Raw genomic sequence first — 25,256 nt, forward strand, 5'->3', positions numbered from 1 at the left:
TTGCCCCGATTTTGTAACGCTTTCAAGCATTCCCGTCAGACCCTCTTGAAATGTTGGATTTGTCGCGCAACTGTCATGGCATGACGTTGCACACGCCACCCCCGTCCAATTCCCGTGAAATGCCGAGCATGCAGGTTGCGTTTCACCGCACCGAACTGGCTGTTATCCTGTCGCTGTATGGGCGGATGGTGGCGGCGGGGGAGTGGCGCGACTATGGCATTTCCTGTTTGCGCGAAGTGGCCGTGTTTTCGGTGTTTCGGCGGACGGCGGAGAACCCGCTGTACCGGATTGAGAAGCGTCCGAAGTTGCGGGGACGGCAGGGGATGTATGCGGTGATCGGGATCGACGGGCAGGTGCTGCGCCGTGGCCATGATCTGAAGACGGTGCTGCGGGTGCTGGAGCGCAAGTTGATCCGCGCGGTCGAGTGATCCAATTGTCCGCTGGCGCGGGCGCTATCTATTCTTTTTGACGAGGGGGCTGTCTGCCCCCTCGCGCTCCCGTTGTTCCTTAACGAGGGGGCTGTCTGCCCCCTCGTGCTCCCCCGAAGGTATTTCCGGCGAAAGGAAAGGGTCAGGGGCGTTTGTGGGCGGTGATGTCGCCGCCGTTTTTTTGGGCGATGCGGGTGGTTGCGGTTGCGATGGGTTCTTCGACCACGGACATGTGGAACGCGTTGGCGTGGATCATGTGGGTTGGAGAGGTGACGAGGGCCACGTGGCCTTTCCAGAACAGGAGGTCACCTGTGGTGTAGGGTCCTGTGGCGTCTGGGAAGGCGTTTTGTTGCAGGTCACTGTCGCCGGGGCAGGGCGTTCCGGCCATGGTCAGGGCGATTTGGGTGAGGCCGGAGCAATCGATGCCCGCGCGGGTGTTGCCGCCCCAGAGGTATGGTGTGCCGAGAAACAGCCGGGCAGTGTCTGTTGGGGTCATCTTGTAGGGCAGCGGCGCGATTTGAGCCTTGGGGACGTGGCCGTGCGGGGTTTCGATAAAGTCCGGTGTTTCGGCCAGGGCCGTGAGGCGGGTGCCGAAGGTCAGGGACGTGGTGTCGGGTGATTTGATATTGGCCTGTGCGTAGGCATGGGCCGCCGGGTTGATGACAATGTGGCTGGGATCTGTGCGGGGGCCAATGGCGGAGGTGGGGACAAAGCCCACATAGCCGTCGAGGTCGGCCCGGATATAGGCGTATGCGCCCTGGATGCCGAGGATCGTGACGGTGGCACCTGCGATCAGTTGCCGGTCTCTGGGGCCGTCCGGGCGGCGCAGGAGGTCGGCGTGCGGGGCGATGATCTGGCCCGGACGGGTGCCGTCGACCAGATGGGGGTCGGGGGTCAGCCTTGGGTCTGTTTCCATCGGCGTCACTTGGCCAGCATTTGAGGCAGCGCGGCCAGCAGCGCGCGGGTGCCTTGGCCCACGCCGCCTTTGGCGCGGGCGGGGGCGTCGCCGGGTTGCCAGCCGTAAATGTCGAAGTGCATGTAGCGGCTTTGGCTGACGAAGCGGCGCAGGAAGAGGGCGGCGGTGATGGACCCGGCGAACCCGCCTTTGGGGGCGTTGTCGAGGTCGGCGATGCCCGGTTCGATCATCGTCTCGTAGGGGGTGTGGAAGGGCATGCGCCAGACCGGGTCGGCCTGTGTGTCTGCGGCCTGTTCCAGTGCGGCGACGAGGCCCGCGTCGTCGGCATAGTAGGGGGCGAGGTCGGGGCCCACAGCGACGCGCGCAGCACCTGTGAGGGTGGCCATGGAGATGATCAGGTCTGGCGTGTCTTCGTCGGCAAGTGCCAGCGCGTCGGCGAGCACGAGGCGGCCTTCGGCGTCGGTGTTGTTGATCTCGACCGTCAGGCCTTTGCGCGAGGTCAGGATGTCGCCGGGGCGGAAGGCGTTGCCGGACACGCTGTTTTCCACGGCGGGGATCAGCAGGCGCAGTTGCACGGGCATGTCGGTCGCCATGATCATCTGGGCCAGCCCGAGGGTGGCGGCCGCGCCGCCCATGTCCTTTTTCATCAGGCCCATGGAGGCGCCGGGTTTGAGGTTGAGGCCGCCGGTGTCAAAGCAGACGCCCTTGCCCACCAGTGTGACGGTTGGTCCGGTGTCGCCCCAGCGCAGGTCGATCAGGCGCGGGGCGCGGTCGGCGGCGCGGCCAACGGTATGGATCAGGGGGAAATTGGCGCCCAGCAGAGCGTCACCCGCGGTGACGGTGATGGCCGCGCCGAAGCGGTCGGCCAGGTCGCGCGCGGCGGTTTCGAGGTCTGGTGGCCCCATGTCGCTGGCGGGTGTGTTGATCAGGGTGCGGGTCAGCGCCTCGCCATTGGCGATGTCGGTGACGCGTTGCGCGTCGATGCCGTCGGGGGCGGTGAGTTGGGCGCGCATGGGCGACTGCGCCTTGTACCGGTCAAAGCGGTAGCTGGCGAGCAACCAGCCCAGTGCCTCGACTTCGGCGGTGGCGGTGTCGAGGCTGTGGTGCAGGGTGTAGGTGCCTGCGGGCAGGCGCGCGGCCCCTGCGGCGAGGTGAAAGCGGCCACGTGCGCGGGTGGCCGGGGTGCCGTAACCGATGGCAGCGCAGGCGATACCGTCCGGTCCGGGGCAGGTCAGCACCTGGCCCAGTGCGCCGGTGAACCCTTGGGCCGTGGCCCATGCGCGGGTTGCATCGTTTTGTGTGTCGATCCAGTGGTGCGCCGCCTCTTCGTCCAGCAGATGCAGGGGAATGGCGGACGGGTCTGTAGCGGCGAAGGCCAGGGTCATGTGCGGCACCTTTGAGTTGGGCAGGTGCTGCTGACCCTAGCTGCTTTGGCGGTCGCCGCAAGGGAGCGTCAGATGGTGATGTCCTGCAAGTCCCAGATGGCGGTCAGCGACCCCTCGCCTGTGCGGAGCAGGCGGCCCAGTGTTGCGGCCAGTGCCACCTGGTCGCGTGCCTCGGCGCAGGTGACCACATCGCGGGCGACCTGGGCCAGAACGGTCATGCCGATCTGGTCGGCGATGGCGATGAGCGAGCGGCTGGATTTGCGCAGCTCGTTCAGATTGCCCGCCCGGTACAACCGGTCGCAATGCGCCATGCGCAGGGCCAGTTCCTCCATCGCGCGGCAAACGACGTCCTCGGCGTTTACGGGATCCATTTCGGAATAGAGCGCGTCAAGCCGGTCGTGATTGACCTGCACAGGCTCTGCCAGCCGGATTTGTGTTACATTTGTCAAAACTCTCACCTCTTCTCACCCAATGTGGTGTGCCCCCACGGCTATGAGGGTGATCGCATGAACACCGTTCCCAAATCGTTAGGGCGGAGTGGTCTTTTCGCTCGAATTTGCCGCGAATTCAGGCTAACCACCGCAGCCAGTACGAACAGGGACAGGCGGAACACCGACATGCACAGGGTCAAACCGTTACCGACATTTCTTTTGCAGCGGTATCAGGGGTGGAAGGCGACGACCTACACCGAGAACAGCGCGTGGTATCGACGCCTGGCGACCGAAGGGCAGCGGCCGCGGGCCATGATCATCTCGTGTTGTGACAGCCGGGTGCATGTCACATCCATCTTTGGCGCGGATCAGGGCGAGTTTTTCATCCACCGCAACATTGCCAACCTCGTGCCGCCCTATGAGCCGGACGGGGATCACCATGGCACGTCGGCGGCGGTCGAATATGCGGTGAACGTGTTGCAGGTTGCGCATCTGGTGGTGCTGGGACATTCGCGTTGCGGCGGGGTGCAGGGGTGTCTGGACATGTGCGAGGGCCGTGCGCCCGAGCTGGAGGAAAAGACCAGCTTTGTCGGGCGGTGGATGGATATCCTGAAACCGAAATACGATGAGGTGGCGACATTGTCCGATGACGGGTCAAAGTCGCGCAGGCTGGAACAGTTGGCGGTGGTCACATCCATGGAAAACCTGATGACCTTCCCCTTTGTCGAGGAGCGGGTGAACAATGGATCGCTGAGCATTCATGGCCTGTGGACCGACATCGCAGAGGGCAGCATGAGCCAGTTCATGGGCAAGACGCTTGATTTTCAGCCTGTGTGACTTTGACTTTGCCGCACATCCGACCACGTGACCGGTTACACCTGCGAAAGAGGTCGACATGGATCAGATCCTGAGCCTGGCGGCGACAAACCTGTTGTCGCCCATCATCCTGAGTTTTGCGCTGGGCGTTGCCGCGGCGCTTGCGCGGTCTGATCTGAACATTCCCGAGGCGGTGGCCAAGGGGATGTCGATCTATCTGCTGTTTGCCATCGGGTTCAAGGGCGGCGTCAGCGTTGCGGATCACGGGTTGGACGTGACGCTGGGCCTGTCGCTCTTGGCGGGTGTGGTACTGTCGGCGGTGCTGCCGCTGATTGCCTTTGCGCTGTTGCAGGTGATGGGCAACCTGAGCCGTCTGGATGCGGCGGCGGTGGCGGCGCACTACGGGTCGATCTCGATCGTCACCTTTGTGGCGGCGACATCCGTTCTGGAGGGCAGCGGGATCGCGTCCGAGGGGTACATGGTCGCCGTGGCTGCCGCGATGGAGGCCCCGGCCATCCTGTCGGCGCTGTGGCTGATTTCGCGGGGGGGCGACAGCCGCCGGATGGACAGCGACCTGTTGCGCGAGATCATGCTGAACGGGTCCATCGTGCTGCTGGTGGGCAGTTTCCTCATTGGTTGGATCACCGGTGCAGAGGGGCTGGCCAAGATCGAGGCGTTTATCGTGTCGCCGTTCCAGGGTGTGCTGTGCCTGTTCCTGTTGGACATGGGTCTGGTCGCGGGGCGTGGCCTGCGCGGCGGGTCGGGGGTGCTCAGGCCCGGTGTGCTGACCTTTGGCATGGTGATGCCGCTGGTGGGGGCGACGCTGGGGCTTGGCACCGGCCTGTTGCTGGGTTTGACCACGGGGGGCGTGGCGCTGTTTATGGTGCTGTCGGCCTCGGCCAGCTATATCGCGGTGCCTGCGGCGATGCGTGTGGCCCTGCCCGAGGCGAACCCGTCCATTTACCTTACCCTGTCGCTGGGGGTGACGTTTCCATTCAATCTGACGCTTGGCATCCCGATCTATGTGGCCATCGCCAGTGCGCTGACCGGAGGATAAGCCATGCAGACACATCAGGCCAAACGTGTTGCCATCATCATCGAACAGGTGATGCAAAGCCGTCTGACCGACGCCATGACCGCCGCGGGCGTCACAGGGTGGACCGTGTTGCCGGTGCTGGGCGGGTCCGGTCAGTCCGGTGCCTGGAGCCGCGAAGGGCAGATCAGCCGTGGCACCGGGATGGTGCAGGTGGTCTGTGTGATCCGGCCCGAACGGCTGGACGAACTGCTGGAGGCGGCCTTTGCCGTGGTTGAGCGCCATATCGGCATCGTGTCGGTCAGCGATTGCGAAGTGCTGCGCGCTGAACGGTTCTGACGAAAGCGGGGCAGCGCGCCATTGCTGGCGGGCCACCCCGTACCACTCGTTACCTCACTGCTCCGCGCGCCACTCGTCTTTGGAAACTCACTACCCACTTGCGCGCGGATATTCGTGGACGGCACGGCGTTGGCCTGCGTCCCGATCTTGGTGCTCTGATCCGGTGCCTGTCCCCTGAGGGGTGGCACCGTGTTGGTTTTGGTGACGTGATGCACCGGCCGGCAGTCCGCGTGCCGCGCATTGGCACACACGGTCTGACACCGGCGCAATTGCTGTCATGCAAACTGGAGCTGGCGTCCTGCCATCAGGCGGCGCGGCTTCCCAAGCCGTACCTTGGCGCGCTTTTGCAGCGCCGGGCGGGCCAGGTCGTCGGCAAATAGATCCGACAGTTCGGCGCGCGTGACATCCGGTACAACCGGCATGTCTGTTGTCGTTTCCTCGTTCGCTGTCTCACCCAACAGCTGTTTCATCCAAGTCATCATCCCACTCACCTCTTTATGTTTCTCCGGCCCCCCCGGACCGGTGTTGGTGTGCCGATCCCCCCGGATCGGTCTGTCTCTCCCGACCCCCCGGCCGTTCGATGGGATATGTATGACAGGGGCTAATTACTAATTTCTTGCCGTTCCTAAAGGGATTTTCGGCGTCGTGTTAATGTCTTTGTTAATCAAGTAAAATCAGTGCGTTACGCGAAAAATAACAGTGTTTAAAACTGTATTTAGCCTGGCCGCGCACGAGAATGGTTGCTGGGTCTACTTTTTTGCTAACTGGATCGAAACCATGATCAGGTGTGTGTCACCGCAGAATCATGCCTTCGGGCCAATTGGTCCGGGTGTCGATGGTGATGGTGCGCGTGGTGGCCGGGTCGATGTCGAATTCCCATTCGAGAATACCGCGCTGGTTGTCCACGGCGGTTTGATCCGGGGCCGGTGTGGCGGTCCATTCGATCACCAGGTCTTCTTGTTCCGAATGGGGTACGACATCGCGCAGGCGGACGTCCCAAGTGCGGTCGGTCAGGTTCTCGACGTCGATCTGGATGGTTTCGCTTTGTTCATTGCTGCGCGAGATGAGGCCACGGTCGCCGGCGTTGCGGTCGAGGACGGTGCGGTCGATCCGCAGTCCTTCGATGCGGCCAAAGAAGATGTCTGTTTCGGCGCCCGGCGGCTGTGTGTCGAGGGTGGTCTGGCCGATCAACTGCCCGTCCACATAGAGGGTCGCAGCACCGGGCAGCAGGATTTCGGGCGATGTGTTGGCAAAATTCACCTGGCGGTAGGCGGTTTCATCGGCGCGGGGCACAGCGCGGGCCAGGAGGCTGGCGTCAAAGCGCAGGGTGTCGAGGGCGATCTGCACAGTGCCGGTTTGGGCGGGTACGGTGACGGTGCCGGGCAGCGTGTAGGTGACACCGATGTCTGAAATGTCGGTGCGGGCAAGGGTGGCTGCGGTTTCTGCCATGATGCCGACGTTTGCGCGATCGAAGGCGACACCGCGCCGACGCGGCAGTTGCGCGAGTGGTTGTTTGGCGTCCGGATCGAGGATCACGCGCTTGAACGGTTGCAGCTGGGCGGGTTCCGTTGGGCCGAAGGGCGACAGGGTGGACAGGGTGAGGGTGACGTCTTGCCAGTCTTCGGATGAGGCCTGCGTGATTTCGGCGCTGCGACGGATGGTCAGGGCGGTGTCGTCGGTCAGGTCCAGTCGGTAGACCGGCGTCCAGCCGACGTCGGGCGTCGGATAGCGCAGGGTGACGGCAAGCGGCCCGTCTTCGGCCTTGTCGATGCGCAGGGCCAGCGTGGCGGGTGTGTCGTTGCGCGGGGTGACGGCGTCGAGGGCGGCGCGGGCCTGCTGGATTGCGAATGTCAGGTCGGTGCGGTCACGGGTGAGGCGGCGGACCTCTTCGGCAGCGTCCTGCATGGCGCCCCGCGCGGCGGTGCCGTCGCTGGCGATCAGTTGCCCGATGGCGCGCAAGGCGTCCACATCTGTGGCGGCCTCTCCGGGCAGGGTGATGCCGTTGAGAAAGCGGATCTGGTCGTCGGCGGCCTGACCCATAGCGCGGGCGCGGGCAATCTGGTTGTCGCTGAGGGCCAGCGCTTCGGTGGCGGCGTCCAGCCGGGCCTTGGCGTCCAGCCATGCGGGGGTGCGGGGCGCACGGTAGGGCGTGTCGCGGTTTTCGTCCCATCGGCGCGACAGCAGCGTCGCTCCGTCGAGGCTGATGTCAATCAGGCCGGGTTGCAGTGTGGCGTCCAGCGCGTCGATGCGCACCTCGTGCTGCCCAGCGGGCAGGTCGATTTTGGCGGTACGGGTGACCATGGCGCCGCTGGCATAGGCGGTGACGGCCACGGGCGGCGCGGTGAGGGTGAAGGTGTCGGCGTGCGCAGCAAAGGGCAGGGCGCAGAGGAGGGCAGCAGCAAGACGCATGGGGCAACCTTTCAGATCGGATGCCTCACCATGCCCCGCATATGGGCAAAGAAAAAGGGGCCAATCGGCCCCTTGTTCCCCTGTCATCAGGTGGGCGTTCAGCCCTTTTGCAGCACGCGCTGGCCCAGCAGTTCCGCGATCTGCACCGCGTTCAGGGCAGCGCCCTTGCGCAGGTTGTCGCTGACGCACCAGAAGTTCAGGCCGTTATCAATCGTCGAATCCTGGCGGATGCGGCTGATGAACGTCGCATAGTCGCCCGCGCATTCGATGGGCGACACGTAACCGCCGTCCTCGCGTTTATCGATGACCATGATGCCGGGCGCCTCGCGCAGGATGTCGCGCGCTTCGTCCTCGTCGAGGAAATCCTCGGTCTCGATATTCACCGCCTCGGAGTGGCCGACAAAGACGGGCACGCGCACGCAGGTGGCCGTGACCTTGATCGACGGGTCGACGATCTTTTTCGTCTCCACCATCATCTTCCACTCTTCCTTGGTCGAGCCGTCTTCCATGAAGACGTCGATCTGCGGGATCACGTTGAAAGCGATCTGCTTCTGGAACTTCTTGGGTTCCACCTCGGATGTGGGGTTGTAGATGGCTTTGGTCTGGTCCCACAGCTCGTCCATCCCTTCCTTGCCGGCACCCGACACGGATTGGTAGGTGGACACGACGACGCGCTTGATCGTGGCGCGGTCGTGCAGGGGTTTCAGGGCCACAACCATCTGCGCGGTCGAGCAGTTGGGGTTGGCGATGATGTTTTTCTTGGCGTAACCCTCGATCGCGTCGGCATTCACCTCGGGCACGATCAGCGGCACATCGGGGTCGTAGCGGTAGAGCGACGAGTTATCGATGACCACGCACCCGGCCTTGGCCGCGATGGGGGCATATTTCTTGGTCGCGTCGGACCCGATGGCAAAGAGCGCCATGTCCCAACCCGTGAAGTCGAACGTATCAAGGTCCTTGGTCGTCAGCGTCTTGTCACCGAACGTCACCTCTGTTCCCAGCGAACGGCGGCTTGCCAGTACGGCAATCTCGTCCACGGGAAACTGGCGCTCGGCCAGGATGTTCAGCATTTCGCGGCCCACGTTACCGGTGGCGCCCGCGACGACGACACGATACCCCATGATGGTCTCCTTTTTGGGTAGGTGCGTGGCCCTTACACCCATTGTTCCACGGGGGAAAGGGCGTCAGTCGGTGGAGTCACGGCTAAGTGCGTAGATCGCGACACCAAAGGCGAGTGCGACAGCAAAAAAGACAAAGATTGCGGTGTAGGGCGCGGCGGGCGCGCCGCCTGCGTAGGCTGTGTGAAGCTGGCCCGAGAAAAACTGCATCACGCCGACGCCGCCAATGCCAAAGAGGTTCATCAGCGTCACGCCCCGCCCGGTCAGGTGCGCGGGAAAGAAGCTGCGCGCGTGGGCGATGATGACCGGGAAGGACGCGCCAAAGAAGCCGATGGCGGCCATCATCGCGATGGAGAGCGTGGCGCTGCGATCCGTCTGGGTGATCAGCCCGGCGAGCAGCACGATGGTCAGGGTGTTGCCGCCGAACACCACCCATTTGCGGGTGCCCAGCAGCCGGTCCAGAGGGCCATAGGCGAGGGTGCCGACGATCATGGCGAGGCTCATCACCAGTGTGGCGACACCGATCTGGCTGGTTTGCAGGTCGAACACATCGCGCAGGTAGGGGCCGATCCACAGGCCGCGCACAGCGGCCACGGGCGCGTAGTTCACGAACATGATCGGGATGATCAGCCACAGCACCGGCATGCGCAGCAGGTCGAGCAGTGATCCGTCCCCTGCGGCCTCGGCGCGGGCGGGGTCGCGGACGGTGATCAGCACGCCAAGGGCCACGGTGGCAGAGACCGCGGCGAGGCCCCAGAGGGCGGCGCGCCAGCCGATTGCCTCGACCGCGAAAGCCAGCGGGTAGGACGAGATCAGGTTGCCCACGGTGCCGATGCCGATCATCAGCGCGGCCAGAGTGGCAAAGCGGGCGGGCGGGTATTCGCGGGCAAAGATATAGAAGCTGGCCATCAGCACAGGCGAACAGCCGACGCCGATCAGGGCCATGGCGGCGTGGATGTAGAGCGGCCCTTGTGCCAGCGCGAACAGTGCGGCCCCGCCACCGCCGCCCACCAGCAAGAGCCATCCGGCAGTGCGGCGTGGCCCGATGGTGTCGAGCGCGCGGCCCACGGGGATCTGCATCGCGGCAAAGGCCAGGAACCAGTAGCCCGACGCGGTGGCGAGCACGGCGGGTTCGATCCCCAGCGCATCCCGCAGTGGTGTGGTGAGCACGGCGAGAAAGGCGCGAAAGAACTGGCTGAGCACATAGGCCAGCCCCAAGAGCAGAAGTCCGCTTTGCATGATGCCCCCTTGTCCGGCGGACAGCCGTGCCATGGGACCGTGACGGGTGCAAGTGTCATTGCGGGATGGGGGATGCGTGTTAGGGTTGAGCACAGAGAGGTGTCAGCGCATGTTTTATGACCAGTTGCCGCGACAGGCGGCGTTCTCGGATTTGGCCGATCCCGGTCTTTATACACCGTTGCCCGATGATTGGGTTGTCGGCACATCGGACATCATCGGGTCAACCGCAGCAATTGCGGCGAGCAAGTACAAGACGGTCAACATGATTGGTGCGGCGGTGATTTCGGCGCAGATCAATGGCGCGGGTGGGCGTGCCTTTCCTTATGTGTTTGGCGGAGACGGGGCGGCGTTTGCGCATCCACCCGAACATGCGGAGGCCGCAGCCGCTGCGTTGGCGGCAGTGCGGGTCTGGGCGCAGGCGGAGTTTGGAATGGGCCTCAGGGTTGGTGTGTTTCCGGTGGCCGACATACGGGCCGCCGGGCGTGAGGTCGCGGTGGCGCGCTATTCGGTGTCCGAGGGGGTCGATTACGCGATGTTCGCCGGGGGCGGGGTCAGTTGGGCCGAGGACCGCATGAAGTCGGGTGTGGACACGGTGCCAGAGGCGCCGGCGGGGACGCAGCCGGATCTGACGGGGTTGAGTTGTCGCTGGAACCACATGTCGGCGCGCAATGGCACCATCCTGTCGCTGTTGGTGCAGCCCCGCGAGGGGGTGGGTGCCGCCCGGTTTGCCGAAGTGGCGCAGGCGGTTCTGGATCTGGTTGCGCATTTGCAGCGCAGTGGACACCCGTCGCCTGCAGAGGGGCCGGGGTTCAGTTGGCCGCCGCCCGGTGCGGGTCTGGAGGTGACGGCGCGGCCCCCCGGTGTGTCGGCGGCCAAGCGCAAGCGGCAGATTATGGTCGAGACGGCGATGGCCTGGGTGTTTCTGACCACGCGGATCAAGCTGGGCGGGTTTGATCCGGCGCATTACCAGCGCACCGTGGGGGCGAATGCGGATTACCGCAAATTTGACGACGGGTTGAAGATGACGATCGACTGCGATGCCGACACGGTGGCGCGGTTGCGATCGCTGCTGGACCGTGCGCGCGAGGCGGGCACCGTGGTTTACGGGATGCACGCGCAGGATGAGGCGATGATGACCTGTATCGTGCCCTCCATCATGGAGGACACGCATGTGCATTTCATCGATGGTGCGGCGGGCGGGTACACGCAGGCCGCGGTGGGCATGAAGGCGGACAGCTGAACGGCGTCACCGCTTCCAGGTTTTGGCCAGCGTGCGCAGTTGATTGGCGAGGATCAGCAGGTCGATGCCCGTGGCCACAAACCGTGCGCCCCAGTCGAGGCAGTCCTGCGTGAACTCTTGCGTGGTGGCGAGGACACCGGGTGCTTTGCCCGCGGCTTCGATGCGGGCGAAGGCGCCCTTGATCGTGGCCTGCACGTCGGGGTGGGTCAGGTTGCCCATGTGGCCCATGTCGGCGCTGAGATCGGCGGGGCCGATGAACACGCCGTCGATGCCGTCCACGGCGAGGATGTCGTCGAGGTTGGCGATGCCCGCGCGGTTTTCCACCTGGATCAGCAGGCAGACCTGGTCATCGGCGGTGTGGCCGTAGTCGGTGATCGCGCCGAACTGGCTGCACCGCGCGCCGGAATAGCCGACCCCGCGCCCGCCTGTGGGCGGGTAGCGCACGTCGTGGACCAGTTGCCGGGCCTGTTCGGCGGTTTCGACCATGGGGACCAGCACGGTTTGCGCACCGGCGTCGAGCACCTGTTTGATGATCCAGGTTTCGCCCGTGGGCACGCGGACGGCGGCGTGGCTGTCGGAGGCCTGTAGCGCCATGAGCTGCATCCGCATGCGCGAGATGTCGTAGGGCGTGTGTTCGCCGTCGATCAGCAGCCAGTCGAACCCGGCGGTGCCTGCGATTTCGGTGGCGAGCGGATCGCCGAGGCTGAGCCAGCATCCGATGACGGTTTCGCCGTTCTTGATCGCGGCCTTGAACGGGTTGTGGGGGGCGGGCATGGGCGGTCTCCTTTGGTGTTGAGGCACCCTAGCCGGAGCGGTGCGCCCGTGGCTACTGTGGAAATGCGGCGCTGGCGCGCCACGCGATGTCTGGCCTTTGCGGGGCGCAAAGGCGGTGCCTCCGGCGGGCATGTTTTTTAGAACAATGAAGGGGTCAGAGGACCTTGATCACGTCCTTTTCGACGCTGAGCATATAGCCGCGGCGGGCGATGTTCTTGACCAGCAGTTCGCTGACGATCTGGTTGCCCAGCGTGTCGCGCAGGCGTTTGATGCGGGTGGCGCCTGCGGCCTCTTCGCAGTCGGCGGCGTTGCGGCCTGAGATGACGCCTTCGATTTCGGAGCCGGACAGGACGTCGTCGTCCATGCGCGCCTCGGCCAGGACGGACATGGTTTCCATGGCAGCGTCGGTCAGTTTGAAGCCGAGGTTGTTGAGGTAGACGGTGTTTTCCTCGCGGCTGATCAGCAGGGAATTGACCTGGATGCCCACGCGTTCGATCTGGGCCATGCGGCGGTTGAAGCCCACCAGCAGGATCAGGAAAACCAGGGCGGCGATCATCATGGCGGTGGCGAAGACCAGCAGCACGAAGATCACCAGCCGGTAGCTGGCCAGCGTGTCGGCGAAGGCGGTGCCGGATTGGGCGAGGATTTCGAGCAGTTTGATCTCCGCCTGCGCAGTCAGGTCGGCGTTTTCGATGAACATGCGTTCGACCCGCGCGTCGAAGGCCCCGGCGTCGGGCAGGGTCAGAAACAGGAGCGCGGCCGCGAGTATGAGCAGTAGCAGGATGCCTGCGATGCCGAAAGTCACCAGCCGTCCGCCGGTGCGCCGCATGTCAGAAGCGGAGGTAGTATTGTCCGGCACTGTTTTTCCTTTGGTCGAGGCCTTCGGGGCCGAAAACGGATTGCACCTGGAGCAGCGTCCAGCCCTGTGCGGCGAGGCGGGGGCCAAGCTGTTGTTGTGCGTTGCCCGCCGCGCAGGCGCCGTTGATCTGGGCCACACCGTAGTGCAAGCGCAGGGGATTGTCCTGTTTGGCCTTGTAGTCGGCGTAGCATTGCGCCTGTGCCGCACTGGCGAGGCCCAGCAGGAGGGCCGTGGTGAGTGTGATCTGTTTCATGGGCCCAGAGTGCGGGTTCCGGGGCGGATATTCAATAACCACAGGCGGTTCGTGGTGGTGATATTCGATAACAGGGGGGTGTTATTGCCTGTCTTTGCGGGGTGGGGCGAGGGTTGGGTCATTGCAGATCACGGGCCGGATGTCGGCCTGACCACAACAAAGGAAACCTGCCCATGACCCTTCGCATTCACCGCCAGTTCATTGCCACCGTTGCTGCGGCGGCCATTGCCATCACCGGGTTCACGGCGGCCCCGGCCCGTGCCGGAGAGGACGAGGTGGGCGCGGCCCTGGCGGCCCTTTTGGGGTTGGCCATTGTGGGCGCGGTCATCAAGGACAAGCGCGACGACCGCAAGGCGCGTCAGCAGGTGCACACGCCGCATCACGTGACCCCCGCGCCGCGGCCCGTGCATCCGCGCCCCGTACCACCACGGGTGAACCGCAAGTTGTTGCCGAACCAGTGTCTGCGCACGCTGCACACGGATCGGGGTCGGGCGCATCTGTTCACGCAGCGTTGCCTTGAGCGTCATTACCGTCACGTGAACAGCCTGCCGGATCGGTGCCATCGCCAGGTTTGGACGGATCGCGGCTGGCGTCAGGGGTGGGGTGCGCGGTGCCTGAACCGCCATGGTTTTCAGATGGCCCGTCGGTAAGAACGGGCGCGGGCGGCCCCCTTGGTCCCTTGGGGGCGGCCAGACTGGAGAGGGCGGTGTTCGGGCACCGCCCTTTTTTAATTGTGCCTGCTTTAGGTGGTTGCAATCAGGGCGGTGGTTCGGTGTGACTGGCGGCGGGATTTGCATATTTTTGGAACAATGAAAGGTTGGGGCGGTGCCTGACTTTGAGATGGAAGCGCGGATTGGCGGGCGCGTTGCCGGTGTGGATGAGGTGGGGCGTGGACCGCTGGCCGGGCCGGTGACGGCGGCGGCGGTTGTGCTGGACCCTGCGTTTATTCCGGAGGGGTTGGACGATTCCAAGAAGTTGACGGCGCGCAAGCGGGATCAGGTCTGGGCGGCGATCCTAGCGCATGGGGATGTGTCCGTGGCCCATGCAAGTGTCGCGGAGATCGAAGAGCTGAACATTTTGTGGGCCTCGCATCTGGCGATGGAGCGGGCGGTTGCGGGTTTGCGGAGCGCACCGGATCACGTGTTGGTGGACGGAACGATGGTGCCGCGTGGATTGGCGGTGCCTGCGACCCCCGTGGTGCGCGGAGACGGGCGGTCGGTGTCGATTGCGGCGGCCTCAATTGTGGCCAAAATATGTCGCGATCGGATCATGGTGGATTTGGCGCAACAGCATCCCGGATATGGCTGGGAGACCAACATGGGATATCCTTCAAAACGTCACAAATCGGCATTGGAAAATCTTGGGGTGACCCCACACCATAGACGTACGTTCAAACCCGTCCACAATATGTTGTGACAAGTATTTTTCGTAAGGTGCTGATTCAAAAAAGAATTTGACCGCGAATCGGGTATGACTCACATTGGCTGCAACCAACGAGCACAAAATGTGCCGGGGACAGAGGCAGACGATGACGAAACATGTAAAGGGCGCTGAGGCGCTTCCCTTGAACCAGATTATTGCGGGTGACTGCATTGACGTGATGAACAGCCTGCCTGCGGGCTCTGTTGATCTGATCTTTGCCGATCCGCCGTATAACTTGCAGTTGAAGGGTGATCTGCATCGCCCGGACAACAGCAAGGTGGACGCGGTGGACGACCACTGGGACCAGTTCAATTCGTTCCGGGCCTATGATGAGTTCACGACTGCATGGTTGAAGGCGGCGCGACGCTTGCTGAAACCCAATGGGGCGATCTGGGTCATTGGCAGCTATCACAACATTTTCCGCGTTGGGGCGTCCTTGCAGAACGAAGGGTTCTGGATCCTGAATGACGTGGTGTGGCGCAAGTCGAACCCGATGCCGAATTTCCGGGGCAAGCGGTTCACCAATGCCCATGAGACGATGATCTGGGCGGGCAAGTCGGAAACCAGCAAGTATACGTTCAACTATGAGGCGCTGAAGGCGCTGAATGAAGGCATCCAGATGCGCAGCGACTGGGTTCTGCCGATTTGCACCGGGCATGAGCGTCTCAAGGACGAGCATGGCGACAAGGCGCATCCGACGCAAAAGCCCGAGAGCCTGCTGCACCGTGTGCTGGTGGGGTCGACCAATCCCGGCGATGTGGTGCTGGACCCGTTCTTTGGCACCGGCACCACCGGCGCGGTTGCCAAGATGCTGGGCCGTGAGTTTATCGGGATCGAGCGCGAGGCGGCCTATCGCAAGGTGGCCGAGGCGCGCATCGCCAAGGTGCGCAAGTTCGACAAAGAGGCGCTGACCGTTTCGGCCTCCAAACGGGCGGAGCCGCGGGTGCCTTTTGGCCAGCTGGTCGAGCGCGGCATGCTGCGTCCGGGCGAAGAGCTGTATTCGATGAACAAGCGTCACAAGGCCAAGGTCCGTGCGGATGGCACGTTGATCGGCGACGATATCAAGGGGTCGATCCACCAGGTCGGCGCCCATCTGGAAGGCGCACCCAGCTGCAACGGCTGGACCTACTGGTGTTTCAAGCGCGAGGGCAAGGTTGTGCCCATCGACGTGCTGCGCCAGCAGATCCGGTCGGAGATGCACGACTAGCCCACTCAGGAATTTACCAACACCGCCAGGTGCCTGCGGCCTTACCCAAGGCTTCGCCAATGGCACTGCACCTATGCCCCGCCTCTTTTGGCGGGGCTTTTTTGTTTGGGCGCTTTACAGTGGGGTCATACCGCAGACAGGCAGGATGAGTGACATGGTCGACATCAGCACCGCGCAAGCAACCCCGGAGCGCAGGGGCGGCGACACAGACGCCGTGCCGACGCACCGCCACGCGCAGGAGGCGTTGGCGCGCAACAAGCGTGAGGGCATGGATCTGGCCGTGCGGGCGCGGGTTGCGGCGCTGTCGGTGACGGCGCTGTTGCTGGTGTTTCTCAACCCCAATTGGGATGTCGCCTGGTATCTGTTCCTGCTGCTGTGTCTGGTGCTGGTGGGGTTGGCGCAGCGCCGGGTGGGCCGCGTGGGGCAGTCGCGGGCCGAGCTGGCGTTGCTGTTTGCCGATCTGCTGTTGATGACCTGTGCGCTGTTGGTGCCGAACCCGTTGCTGGACGATCCGGTGCCGACGGCGCTGATCTATCAGTTCGAGGTGTTCCAGTATTTCTATGTGCTGCTGGCGGCGGGTGTCTTGACCTATTCGTGGCGCACGGTGATCGCGATTGGCAACTGGACGCTGGCCTTGTGGATGCTGGGGGCGCTGTGCGTGTGGTGGTTCGGCTGGTCTGACCCGCAGGCGAGCGCAGGTGCGATGTCGATGTTCCCGGACAACCCCGACCTTGCGGTTCAGATGGACCCCAATCTGGTGCATTGGGATTTGCGCATCCAGCAGGTTGTCGTGTTCATGATCGTGTCGGTCATTCTGGCGGTGGCGGTGCGGCGGTATCATAACCTGGTTCTGGACAGTGCCGAGATGGTGCGCGAGCGGACCAATCTGGCGCGCTATTTTTCGCCCACGATGGTGGAGGAGCTGTCGACCAAGGACGAACCGCTGGGCCAGATCCGCAGCCATGACGCTGCGGTGCTGTTTGTCGATATTGTCGGCTTTACCGCCTATTCTGATGGGCGTCCGCCGCAGGAGGTGATCGAGACCCTGCGCGCGTTCCACGCCCGGATGGAAAGCGAGGTGTTCGCCCATGGCGGGACGCTCGACAAGTATCTGGGCGACGGGTTGATGGCGACTTTTGGCACGCCGCTGCCGCTGGCGGATGATGCCGCGCGGGCGGTGGCCTGTGTGCGGGCCATGGCGCGGCGGATGGAGGCGTTGAACGGGGATCGCCGTATCGAGGGCCTGCCCGAGATTGACGCGCGGTTCGGGCTGCATTTTGGCACGGTTGTTCTGGGGGATATCGGGGCCAACCGGCTGGAGTTTGCGGTGCTGGGGGACACGGTGAACGTGGCCAGCCGCCTTGAGGCGATGACCCGCGCGCTGGACGTGCGTGCCGTGGTCAGCGACGTGGCCATGGTGGCGGCGGGTGCGGCGGGCGGGTTTCGCCGGGCGCCCGACCAAAAGGTGCGCGGTGTGGCGGAACCGCTGAGCGTTTGGGTGCTGGACGAGCGCGGGTAGTTCCCATTGCCCTGTTGGTCTGCGACACATGTGCGTATCAGTCAAACACGGGGCAACTCATGGCGAAACAGTTTCCGGCGCTTGATCAGGCCAAGCGCGATTTCATCCTGCGGCAGCACATCTTTTTCACAGCGTCAGCCACGGCGGACAGCCGGATCAACATATCCCCGCGCGAGATCGGAGCGTTGCGTATCCTTGGGGACAACACGGTGGCCTATCTCGACCGGACCGGCAGCGGCAATGAGACGGCGGCGCATATGCTGGCGGACGGGCGGCTGACGATCATGTTCTGCGCGGTGGAAGGCCCCCCGCAAATCATGCGTCTTTATGGGCGCGGCACGTCGGTGCCTTGGGACAGTGAGGCGTTCACCCGGATCATCGCGGATCACTACGCTGGGGCTGCGCCACTGGGTACGCGCCAGATCATGCGGCTGGATTTCGATCTGGTGCAGACGTCGTGCGGCTACGGTGTGCCGCTGTTCGACTATGCAGGCGAACGCGCATCGATGGAGAACTGGCACGACAACAAGGGCCCGGACGGCATCCGCGACTATTGGGACCGGGAAAACCGCACCAGCATGGACGGCCTGCCCACGGGTTTGACTGTGCCTGACGCCTAGCGCGGGAGCGGGTTGGCGGCCTTGTTATAGGCGGTCCAGTCGGTGATCTCGGGATAGTACATGTCGCGCCATTTCTGCACGCGGGGGTTCATCACCCGTTTCCAGATGCGCGGCATCATCGCGGCGATGGTCATCACCGGATAGCCGTAGGGCAGTTGCGGCGCGTCCGCCTCGGTATAGGTTTGCAGCACGGGGAACCGGCGGTCGGGTTTGTAGTGGTGGTCCGAGTGGCGTTGCAGGTTGATCAGCAGCCAGTTCGACGCCTTGTGCGCGGCGTTCCACGAATGGCGGGGCTGGACGTGTTCGTATTTGCCCTCGCCCAGGTGTTTGCGCGTCAGGCCATAGTGTTCGATGTAGTTCACCAGCTCAAGCTGCCAGATGGCCACCCCCGCCTGCACGAGGAACAGGCCGATCCCGGCCCAGCCGCCCAGCACAAAGGCCAGCACGAGGCAGAACAGTTGCAGGCCTGCATATTTCCAGAACGGGTTGGAGCGGTCGGTTGCGGGCAGGCTCTTGCGCGCCAGCATCGCCTTTTCCGCGTTCCAGGCGGAGTGAAAGCACTGTTTCAGCACGCGGGGGTAAAAGCGGTAGAAGCTTTCGTTCATGCGCGCGGTCACCGGGTCGCGGGGCGTGGCGACATAGCGGTGATGCACCAGCAGGTGTTCGGAGCGGAAGTGGGAATAGAGCACCATCGCCAGCAGGGCGTCGCCCAGCCAGCGCTCGAGCTTGTTCTTTTGGTGCATCAGCTCGTGGCTGTAGTTGATCCCGACCGTGCCTGTGATGACGCCGATGCCGAAGAAGATCGCGATCTTTTCGGCGGTGTTCAGGTGTGTGGCGGGGGCGACATATGCGATCAGGCCAAACAGCGTCAGGAACTGCGCAGGGACCCAGGCGGTGGTGATCATGCGGTACCAGAACAGGTCGTCGTCGGTTGCCTCGAGGTCGGCATTGTCGGTGTTGAGGCCCACGGCCAGATCGAGGATCGAGAACATGTACCATGTCACCACCGGCAACAGGATCACGGCCCAGCCGCCATAGACGGCGCTGACGATGGCCAGCGGGATCAACAGGAACGACAGGGCAAAGGGCAGGGCGTTCTGCACCTTGGCGACGGTTTCGGGGGGCAGGGTCATGCTCGGGCTACCTCTTGTCTGCGCGCGGGTCACTCTAGGGGCAAGGCGGTGGCTGTGCCAAGCGTGACGCAGCGCCGCGTTTTTCACAGCACCGTCAGGTCGAAGGCCTTGCGCATCACCGTGGGCAGGTCGGAGGGGCGGAATTGGGCCTTTGGCACAAAGGCCCCGTGGGGCGGTGTGATGTCGCCGACGGTGGCCATCATCACGTCGAGGATCAGGTGGAAATGCGTAAACGTGTGCCGGACCTCGCCATTCAGCCGTTGCCATGCAGCGTCAAAGGGCGGGGCCGTGGGCCGGGGTGTTGCGACATCCACCCAATCCGATCCTGGCCAGCCAAGCATCCCCCCGAGCAGCCCGCGATCCGGGCGTGTTTCCAGCAACCACGCGCCATCGCTGCGTCGGGCGAGGTACACGGTGCCGTGGCGGATCGGTTTGGGTTTCTTGGGCGTTTTCCGGGGCAGGTCGGGCGCAGTGCCCTTGGCGCGGGCCTGGCAGGGGTCACGCCAGGGGCAGATGCCGCAGGCGGGTGACTTGGGCGTGCAGATCGTGGCCCCCAGATCCATCACCGCCTGCGCATAGTCGCCGGGGCGGGTGTTCGGGGTCAGCGCCTCGGCCTGTGCCGTCAGGATGGGTTTGGCGGCAGGCAGGGGCGTGTGTTCGTCGTGCAGCCGCGCCATCACCCGTTCGACATTGCCGTCCACAACCGTGAAAGGCAGGTCAAAGGCAATCGAGGATACCGCCGCCGCCGTGTAGGGACCAATCCCCGGCAGTTTGAGCAGGGCGGCGTGATCTGCGGGAAACTGGCCCCCGTGATCGGCGACCACGGCGCGGGCGCATTTCAGCAGGTTCCGCGCACGCGCATAATACCCAAGTCCCGCCCATTCACCCATGACATCGGCATCCGCTGCCGCAGCCAGATCGGCCACCGTGGGCCAGCGCGCGATAAAGCGTTGAAAATAGGCGGTGACGGCGGCCACAGTGGTCTGTTGCAGCATGATCTCGGACATCCACACGGCGTAGGCGTCGGGCCGTACTCCGGCCTTTTTGTCCGCAGGTGGCACGCGCCATGGCATCGCGCGCGCATGCACGTCGTACCAGTCCAGCAAGTCGTCGCTCAGGTCACGCAAGATTTATAATCCTCGGGGTGCTCACGGGTGGTTGCTCACGCGCGCATCCGCTATGTTCAAATTCAGGTGATGGAGAACATAGTCATGCCCCCACGGCGCGCCACTACAAAAGGGTTCAAACGGACGGCATCGCTGCTGACCGGGCGTATCCGGCAGGCGAGCGAGAGCCGGGGATTCGCGCAAAGCCGCCTGTTGACCGACTGGGCCGAAGTGGCGGGTGCGGATGTGGCGGCCATCGCGCGCCCTGTCGAGGTCAGCTATGGCCGGGGCGGCATGGGCGCGACGCTGACGCTGCTGACCACGGGCGCACAGGCGCCGATGCTGGAGATGCAGAAGGACCAGCTGCGCGAAAAGGTGAACGCGGTTTACGGCTATAATGCTATCGCGCGGATTCGCATCACCCAAACGGCGGCAACGGGGTTTTCCGAGGGGCGCGTGGCCTTTGATCACCGGCCCAAAGCGGAAGGCCCACGCACGCCTGCGCCCGAGATGCACCGCGCCGCCGGGGACGTTGTGGCCCCGGTCGAAGACGAGACATTGCGCGCAGCCCTGGAACGATTGGGCGCGCATATCCTGACGAAAGAAAAACAAGGAACACGTACATGAAACGCATTATCCCCCTGTTGGCTGTCGTGATCGGCGTGGCCGGTTACTTTGCCTACAGTTCCATGCAGGACAGCGGGCAATCGCCGCAGCAACAGGCCCAGGCTGAGCGCCTGCTGGGGGCTGCAAATGCCCAAAGTTCGACCGAGGATCTGGACACATCCACCGTGGTGGACATGTCCATCGGCAACCCGGATGCGGCTGTGACGGTCATCGAATATGCCAGCTATACCTGCCCGCATTGTGGCCGGTTCCACACCGGGCCGTACAAGCAGCTCAAGGCGGATTACATCGACACGGGCAAGATCAACTTTGTCTACCGCGAGGTCTATTTTGACCGCTTTGGTCTGTGGGCATCGGCGATTGCGCGCTGTGCCGGTACGCCCGAGGCGTTTTTTGGCATCACGGACATGCTGTACGAAACCCAGGCGGAGTGGAGCCGCGCGGGCGGTGGTGATCCGGCGGTGATCGCGGATGAACTGCGCAAGGTGGGCCGTCTGGCCGGTCTGGACGGTGACATGATCGAGGCCTGCCTGACAGACGCCAACAGCCTGCGGACGCTGGTGGCCTGGTATCAGGAAAACGCCGAGGCGGACGGGATCAACTCGACCCCCAGCTTTATGATCAATGGCACCAAGTACAACAACATGGCCTATCCCGAGATGGCCCGCCTGATCGACGAAGCGGCGGGCAGCTGATGACGGCCGCGACCGGGCCGCTTGCCGGGTTGCGGGTTGTCGAGCTGGCGCGTGTTCTGGCGGGCCCATGGGCCGGTCAGACGCTGGCCGATCTGGGTGCAGAAGTGATCAAGGTCGAGGCCCCGCGCGGCGATGATACGCGCCAGTGGGGCCCGCCATTCGTAGAGCGCGGCGATGATGTGTCGGCCGCCTATTTCCATTCCACCAACCGGGGCAAGGCGTCGGTTGTTGTCGATTTTCGCACCGAGGCGGGCAAGACCAAGTTGTTGGACCTGCTGGATGGCGCGGACATTCTGATCGAAAACTACAAGGTGGGCGGGCTGGCCAAATACGGTCTGGACTATGCCAGCCTGAAGGACCGGTTCCCGCGTCTGATCTATTGTTCGATCACCGGTTTTGGGCAGACCGGGCCATATGCGCATCGGGCCGGGTATGATTTTATCGTGCAGGGCATGTCGGGTTTGATGTCGATCACGGGCGCACCGGACGGCGAGCCGCAGAAGTCCGGCGTTGCGATCACCGACATCTTTACCGGCGTTTATGCGACCACGGCGATTCTGGCGGCGGTGCATCAGCGCGCAACGACGGGTCGGGGGCAGCAGATCGACATGGCCTTGTTGGACGTTGCGGTGGCGGTGACTTCGAACCAGGCGATGAACTATTTGACCAGCGGCACGGTGCCGGGGCGGATGGGCAATGCGCATGTGAACCTGACGCCCTACCAGGTGTTTGAATGTGCGGATGGCCATATCATCATCGCGACGGGCAATGACGGGCAGTATCAGCGCCTGTGCCGTTTGCTGGGTCTGGAAGACATGGCGGAAGCGCCGGAGTTCCTGCGCAATGCGGACCGGATTGCGCATCGGGACGAGATGACCCGCCGCTTGACCGATGCGACCCGGATGCGGACCCGCGCGGATTTGCTGGCTGCTTGCGAGGGCGAAGGCGTGCCTGCGGGGCCGATCAACGACATGGCGGATGTGATGGCGGACCCACAGGTGCAGGCGCGCGGGATGCAGGTGGCGCTGGACGGTGTGCCGGGCATCCGCACGCCCATTCGGTTTTCGGATGCGGATCTGACCCTGCATCGCCCCGCCCCGCGTTTGGGCGAGGACGACACCTGAGATCATTGAGGCGCTGCCGCGCCACGTGATTTTATTCAGAAGGGCCTTTTCAGACCCTTCTGGATTGCAGCGTCAGTCGGTGGTGTTTTGGGGCGCCATCAGTGCGGTGAGGGCTGCGTCGAGGGGAGCGGGGTCGTCGAAGGCGAGGCGGACGGGCAGGGTGATGACCTTGGATCGGAAGCTGTTGGGCAGGCGGGCGGCGTCTTTTTCAGTGGTGACGAGTTGTGCGCCGTGTTGGCGGGCGTCGGCCTCGAGTCGTGTGAGGAAGGCTGTGGACAGGGGTTGGTGGTCTGCGAGGGCTTCGGCCCGCAGGAGTGTGGCACCGAGGCTGCGCAGGGTGTCGAAGAATTTCTCGGGCCGTCCGATCCCGGCGAAGGCGATCAGCGGTGTGTCGGTCCAGTCCATGCCGGTTTGCAGCGGTGTGAGTGCCGCGCGCAGGCGTGGCAGCTGTGGCGGCAGGGGTGTGGCGTCGAAGGCTGTTTGTGCCGCCGGCGGGCCAATGGAGACCAGCAGGTCGGCGCGCATCAGCCCCGTCTCGGCGGGTTCGCGCAGGGGGCCGGCCGGCAGGCAGAGGCCGTTGCCGAAGCCGGTTTCGGCGTCCACCACCACCACCGACAAGTCGTGGGCCAGCGCGGGGTTCTGGAACCCGTCGTCCAGCACGATCACGGTGGCTCCGGCGTCCCGCGCGGCCCGTGCGCCTGCTGCGCGGTCCTGTGCCACCCATGTCCGCGCGAAGGCTGAGAGGAGCAGCGGTTCGTCGCCCACCTCTTGGGCGCGGTGCTGGCCGGGCAGGACTTCGACCGGGCCGGTCAGTGATCCGCCATAGCCCCGGCTGACCACGTGGGGTGTGTGGAACCCGTCGCGGAGCCGTTCGACCAGTGCGATCACTGTTGGGGTTTTGCCGGTGCCGCCCGCGTTGATGTTGCCCACGCAGATGACGGGGATGCCGATTTTGTCGCGCGGTCCTGCGGCCAGACGTCGTGCCGTGGCCCGCGCATAGAGTGCGCCCAGTGGCGACAGCAGGCGGGCGCGCCAGTCGCGTGGTCCGGCCTTGGATGTCCAGAAACCCGGTGCGCGCATCAGAGGGCTCCTTGGGGGCGGGTGTCGAGATGGGTCTCGATGTGGTCGATGATCCGGTCGAGGCTGTCGGCCCCCTGGGTCACCACATCCCAGCCTGCCATGGCCATTTGGGCGGCGTGGTCGGGTGCAATCATCTGGCCCACCGAGCGCCCCAGCGTGTCCGAGCTGTTCACGATGCGCGCGGCCCCTGCGTTCATCAGGCGGGTAAAGGCATCAGCCTGCACGCCCACATGTGGTCCGTAGATGATCGCCGTACCGTGGGCTGCGGCGGAATAGGGGTCGCAGACCTGATGGCCCGCGTGCAGGGACCCGCCGAGAAAGGTCACGGGCGCAATGCGCAGCCAGAGGCCGAGATCGTCGTCCGTATCCACCAGCAGCACCTGGCAGTTGTCATCGGGCATTTCGCCGTCCCCCCAGAACACGGTGCGCAGGCCTTCGCGGTGTGCACATTCGGTGCAGGTGTCGGCGTCCTTGCTGTCTGCGGTGACGAGGATCAGCAACAGGCGGTGGGACGCCTTGAGGCTGGATTTATGTGCGCGCAGCACGGCGTCGATTTCGTCGCTGGCGACGGATGCGGCCAGCCAGACGGGACGCCCGCCCAGGGCCTGTGTCACGTCCGTGATGTCGCTGTCGGCGGCGGGCAGCATCCGGCCAAAGGGGTGCAGCGGCGCGGACAGTGCAATGGTGTCCAGCGGGCGGCCCAGTTGCGCCAGCCGCAAGTGGGCGTTCCGGTCGCGCGCACTGACGTGGTGAAACTGTTCCAGAAGGCGCTTGGGCACTTCGGGCAGCCAGCGGTCGCGGCGGCCATCGAAACCGTCACGCGCGGCGTCCACCAGCATCATGTGTGCGCCGCTTTCGGCGGTGGCGAGGACAAGGTTCGGGCGCAGGCCGCCCCAGGCCCAGACCACCACATCGGGCGACCAGTGGGCAGCAAATGCCTGTGCCGTTACGGGGTGGTCGGGGGGCATCGCGTCGACCAGAACGGCCGGGGCGCCGCGGTCGCCAAAGCTGTCGTGATCTGTGGTCAGCAGAACATGGCACCCGTGCCGGGACCCGGCCAGCCGGTGGGCAAGGTCGTTGATGGCCCGGTTGTTGCCCTGTTCGGCGGCATGTATCCACACCAGTTCACCGGGCGGACGGTCATGTGCGGGGGCAAAGTCGGACGGCGCTCTGCGCCCCGACAGGGTCCGGTACGCAGACAGCCCCAGTGACCCCCGCATGGGCAGGCCTCAGCCCAGCTCTTCGGTTGAGGTGGCGGCGTTTTCTTCGTCTCTGAGGCGGTGCAGGTGGGCGATGAAATAGCGCATGTGTGCGTTGTCCACGGTGCGCTGCGCCTCGGATTTCCAGGCGTTATAGGCGGTGTCGTAGTCGGGAAAGATGCCCACGACGTGCAGGTCGTCGACGTTTTTGAACACGTTTTTGGACGGGTCCACCAGTTCGCCACCAAAGACGAGGTGCAGGCGTTGGGCCATTGGGTATCCTT

General features: G+C 64.3%; 28 protein-coding genes. 13 read left to right on the forward strand and 15 right to left on the reverse strand.

What is annotated here, in order from left to right; genetic code table 11:
• Nucleotides 1–80: 80 nt before the first annotated feature.
• The gene (locus Q0936_RS01395) at nucleotides 81–428 is read left to right on the forward strand and encodes a DUF2794 domain-containing protein (protein WP_299139273.1); all 348 of its coding nucleotides are present in this window, start codon (nucleotides 81–83) and stop codon (nucleotides 426–428) included.
• Between the two features lie 142 nt (nucleotides 429–570).
• Here the strand turns inward: Q0936_RS01395 and Q0936_RS01400 are convergent, their stop codons facing one another.
• The 3 genes from Q0936_RS01400 to Q0936_RS01410 form a co-directional block, all read right to left on the reverse strand.
• The gene (locus Q0936_RS01400) at nucleotides 571–1,344 is read right to left on the reverse strand and encodes an NlpC/P60 family protein (protein ID WP_299296906.1); all 774 of its coding nucleotides are present in this window, start codon (nucleotides 1,342–1,344) and stop codon (nucleotides 571–573) included.
• Between the two features lie 5 nt (nucleotides 1,345–1,349).
• Nucleotides 1,350–2,729, reverse strand: coding sequence for a M17 family metallopeptidase (locus Q0936_RS01405; RefSeq protein ID WP_299296908.1), 1,380 nt, complete (start codon nucleotides 2,727–2,729; stop codon nucleotides 1,350–1,352).
• 68 nt (nucleotides 2,730–2,797) lie between these two features.
• Entirely contained in the window at nucleotides 2,798–3,187 is a 390-nt protein-coding gene (locus tag Q0936_RS01410) for a hypothetical protein (RefSeq protein ID WP_363323298.1), read from the reverse strand.
• Between the two features lie 159 nt (nucleotides 3,188–3,346).
• Here Q0936_RS01410 and Q0936_RS01415 point away from each other — a divergent pair, with 159 nt between their 5' ends.
• Genes Q0936_RS01415 through Q0936_RS01425 form a run of 3 tightly spaced genes read left to right on the forward strand, consistent with a single transcriptional unit; the run spans nucleotide 3,347 to nucleotide 5,348 of the window.
• The gene (locus tag Q0936_RS01415) at nucleotides 3,347–3,997 is read left to right on the forward strand and encodes a carbonic anhydrase (protein ID WP_299296913.1); all 651 of its coding nucleotides are present in this window, start codon (nucleotides 3,347–3,349) and stop codon (nucleotides 3,995–3,997) included.
• 58 nt (nucleotides 3,998–4,055) lie between these two features.
• Nucleotides 4,056–5,033, forward strand: a complete 978-nt coding sequence (locus tag Q0936_RS01420) for a sodium-dependent bicarbonate transport family permease (protein ID WP_299139258.1) — start codon at nucleotides 4,056–4,058, stop codon at nucleotides 5,031–5,033.
• A gap of 3 nt (nucleotides 5,034–5,036) precedes the next feature.
• Nucleotides 5,037–5,348, forward strand: a complete 312-nt coding sequence (locus Q0936_RS01425; protein WP_299139256.1) for a transcriptional regulator — start codon at nucleotides 5,037–5,039, stop codon at nucleotides 5,346–5,348.
• Nucleotides 5,349–5,623: 275 nt separating this feature from the next.
• On the opposite strand, the gene Q0936_RS01430 is transcribed toward Q0936_RS01425, so the two are convergent.
• The 4 genes from Q0936_RS01430 to Q0936_RS01445 form a co-directional block, all read right to left on the reverse strand.
• A complete protein-coding gene (locus tag Q0936_RS01430; RefSeq protein ID WP_299377822.1) occupies nucleotides 5,624–5,818 on the reverse strand; it encodes a hypothetical protein in 195 nt (64 codons plus the stop codon).
• 322 nt (nucleotides 5,819–6,140) lie between these two features.
• Entirely contained in the window at nucleotides 6,141–7,757 is a 1,617-nt protein-coding gene (locus Q0936_RS01435) for a DUF4139 domain-containing protein (protein ID WP_299297375.1), read from the reverse strand.
• Nucleotides 7,758–7,855: 98 nt separating this feature from the next.
• Nucleotides 7,856–8,878 carry an aspartate-semialdehyde dehydrogenase gene (locus Q0936_RS01440; RefSeq protein ID WP_299297376.1) on the reverse strand — a complete coding sequence of 341 codons (1,023 nt, stop codon included), beginning with the start codon at nucleotides 8,876–8,878 and terminating at the stop codon, nucleotides 7,856–7,858.
• Nucleotides 8,879–8,941: 63 nt separating this feature from the next.
• A complete protein-coding gene (locus tag Q0936_RS01445; RefSeq protein ID WP_299297377.1) occupies nucleotides 8,942–10,114 on the reverse strand; it encodes an MFS transporter in 1,173 nt (390 codons plus the stop codon).
• Between the two features lie 109 nt (nucleotides 10,115–10,223).
• On the opposite strand from Q0936_RS01445, the gene Q0936_RS01450 reads away from it, so the two are divergent.
• A complete protein-coding gene (locus tag Q0936_RS01450) occupies nucleotides 10,224–11,354 on the forward strand; it encodes a DUF3095 domain-containing protein (RefSeq protein ID WP_299297378.1) in 1,131 nt (376 codons plus the stop codon).
• A gap of 6 nt (nucleotides 11,355–11,360) precedes the next feature.
• Here Q0936_RS01450 and Q0936_RS01455 read toward each other — a convergent pair whose 3' ends face one another.
• From Q0936_RS01455 to Q0936_RS01465, 3 genes are all read right to left on the reverse strand, one after another.
• Complete coding sequence (locus tag Q0936_RS01455) at nucleotides 11,361–12,128, reverse strand: HpcH/HpaI aldolase/citrate lyase family protein (protein WP_299297379.1); 768 nt, start codon at nucleotides 12,126–12,128, stop codon at nucleotides 11,361–11,363.
• A 154-nt stretch (nucleotides 12,129–12,282) separates the two neighbouring features.
• Nucleotides 12,283–12,987: a hypothetical protein gene (locus Q0936_RS01460; RefSeq protein WP_299297380.1), complete on the reverse strand. Its 705-nt coding sequence runs from the start codon at nucleotides 12,985–12,987 to the stop codon at nucleotides 12,283–12,285.
• Nucleotides 12,959–13,240 carry a hypothetical protein gene (locus Q0936_RS01465; protein ID WP_299297381.1) on the reverse strand — a complete coding sequence of 94 codons (282 nt, stop codon included), beginning with the start codon at nucleotides 13,238–13,240 and terminating at the stop codon, nucleotides 12,959–12,961. The genes Q0936_RS01460 and Q0936_RS01465 overlap by 29 nt, the downstream gene beginning before the upstream one ends.
• 173 nt (nucleotides 13,241–13,413) lie before the next feature.
• On the opposite strand from Q0936_RS01465, the gene Q0936_RS01470 reads away from it, so the two are divergent.
• From Q0936_RS01470 to Q0936_RS01490, 5 genes are all read left to right on the forward strand, one after another.
• Nucleotides 13,414–13,890 carry a hypothetical protein gene (locus tag Q0936_RS01470; RefSeq protein ID WP_299139234.1) on the forward strand — a complete coding sequence of 159 codons (477 nt, stop codon included), beginning with the start codon at nucleotides 13,414–13,416 and terminating at the stop codon, nucleotides 13,888–13,890.
• A 190-nt stretch (nucleotides 13,891–14,080) separates the two neighbouring features.
• Nucleotides 14,081–14,656 carry a ribonuclease HII gene (locus Q0936_RS01475; RefSeq protein ID WP_299297436.1) on the forward strand — a complete coding sequence of 192 codons (576 nt, stop codon included), beginning with the start codon at nucleotides 14,081–14,083 and terminating at the stop codon, nucleotides 14,654–14,656.
• Nucleotides 14,657–14,768: 112 nt separating this feature from the next.
• Complete coding sequence (locus Q0936_RS01480) at nucleotides 14,769–15,869, forward strand: site-specific DNA-methyltransferase (RefSeq protein WP_299139232.1); 1,101 nt, start codon at nucleotides 14,769–14,771, stop codon at nucleotides 15,867–15,869.
• 154 nt (nucleotides 15,870–16,023) lie between these two features.
• Nucleotides 16,024–17,388 carry an adenylate/guanylate cyclase domain-containing protein gene (locus Q0936_RS01485; protein ID WP_299297382.1) on the forward strand — a complete coding sequence of 455 codons (1,365 nt, stop codon included), beginning with the start codon at nucleotides 16,024–16,026 and terminating at the stop codon, nucleotides 17,386–17,388.
• Between the two features lie 59 nt (nucleotides 17,389–17,447).
• Nucleotides 17,448–18,008, forward strand: coding sequence for a pyridoxamine 5'-phosphate oxidase family protein (locus Q0936_RS01490; protein WP_299139230.1), 561 nt, complete (start codon nucleotides 17,448–17,450; stop codon nucleotides 18,006–18,008).
• Here Q0936_RS01490 and Q0936_RS01495 read toward each other — a convergent pair.
• Together Q0936_RS01495 and mutY are read right to left on the reverse strand one after the other, a co-directional pair.
• On the reverse strand, nucleotides 18,005–19,141 hold the full coding sequence (locus tag Q0936_RS01495) for an alkane 1-monooxygenase (protein ID WP_299139229.1): 1,137 nt from the start codon (nucleotides 19,139–19,141) through the stop codon (nucleotides 18,005–18,007). The two genes, Q0936_RS01490 and Q0936_RS01495, sit on opposite strands and share 4 nt — an antisense overlap.
• An 83-nt stretch (nucleotides 19,142–19,224) precedes the next feature.
• Nucleotides 19,225–20,268 (reverse strand): A/G-specific adenine glycosylase, encoded by a 1,044-nt coding sequence (gene mutY / locus Q0936_RS01500; protein WP_299297384.1) that lies wholly within the window; start codon nucleotides 20,266–20,268, stop codon nucleotides 19,225–19,227.
• An 84-nt stretch (nucleotides 20,269–20,352) separates the two neighbouring features.
• Here mutY and Q0936_RS01505 point away from each other — a divergent pair, with 84 nt between their 5' ends.
• From Q0936_RS01505 to Q0936_RS01515, 3 genes are read left to right on the forward strand one after another with little or no spacing between them, the layout of a single operon-like run.
• Entirely contained in the window at nucleotides 20,353–20,874 is a 522-nt protein-coding gene (locus tag Q0936_RS01505) for a DciA family protein (RefSeq protein WP_299297385.1), read from the forward strand.
• Nucleotides 20,871–21,569, forward strand: a complete 699-nt coding sequence (locus Q0936_RS01510; RefSeq protein WP_299139222.1) for a thioredoxin domain-containing protein — start codon at nucleotides 20,871–20,873, stop codon at nucleotides 21,567–21,569. The genes Q0936_RS01505 and Q0936_RS01510 overlap by 4 nt, the downstream gene beginning before the upstream one ends.
• A complete protein-coding gene (locus Q0936_RS01515; RefSeq protein ID WP_299297386.1) occupies nucleotides 21,569–22,693 on the forward strand; it encodes a CaiB/BaiF CoA-transferase family protein in 1,125 nt (374 codons plus the stop codon). Before Q0936_RS01510 ends, Q0936_RS01515 begins: the two co-directional genes overlap by 1 nt.
• Before the next feature lie 72 nt (nucleotides 22,694–22,765).
• Here Q0936_RS01515 and lpxK read toward each other — a convergent pair whose 3' ends face one another.
• From lpxK to Q0936_RS01530, 3 genes are read right to left on the reverse strand one after another with little or no spacing between them, the layout of a single operon-like run.
• Complete coding sequence (gene lpxK / locus Q0936_RS01520) at nucleotides 22,766–23,773, reverse strand: tetraacyldisaccharide 4'-kinase (protein ID WP_299297388.1); 1,008 nt, start codon at nucleotides 23,771–23,773, stop codon at nucleotides 22,766–22,768.
• The gene (locus Q0936_RS01525; protein WP_299297389.1) at nucleotides 23,773–24,993 is read right to left on the reverse strand and encodes a glycosyltransferase N-terminal domain-containing protein; all 1,221 of its coding nucleotides are present in this window, start codon (nucleotides 24,991–24,993) and stop codon (nucleotides 23,773–23,775) included. The genes lpxK and Q0936_RS01525 overlap by 1 nt, the downstream gene beginning before the upstream one ends.
• Before the next feature lie 9 nt (nucleotides 24,994–25,002).
• Complete coding sequence (locus Q0936_RS01530; protein WP_299139210.1) at nucleotides 25,003–25,245, reverse strand: DUF4170 domain-containing protein; 243 nt, start codon at nucleotides 25,243–25,245, stop codon at nucleotides 25,003–25,005.
• Between the last annotated feature and the right edge of the window lie 11 nt (nucleotides 25,246–25,256).

This window comes from uncultured Tateyamaria sp. (assembly GCF_947488715.1).
In the GTDB taxonomy this organism is placed as follows: Bacteria; Pseudomonadota; Alphaproteobacteria; order Rhodobacterales; family Rhodobacteraceae; genus Tateyamaria.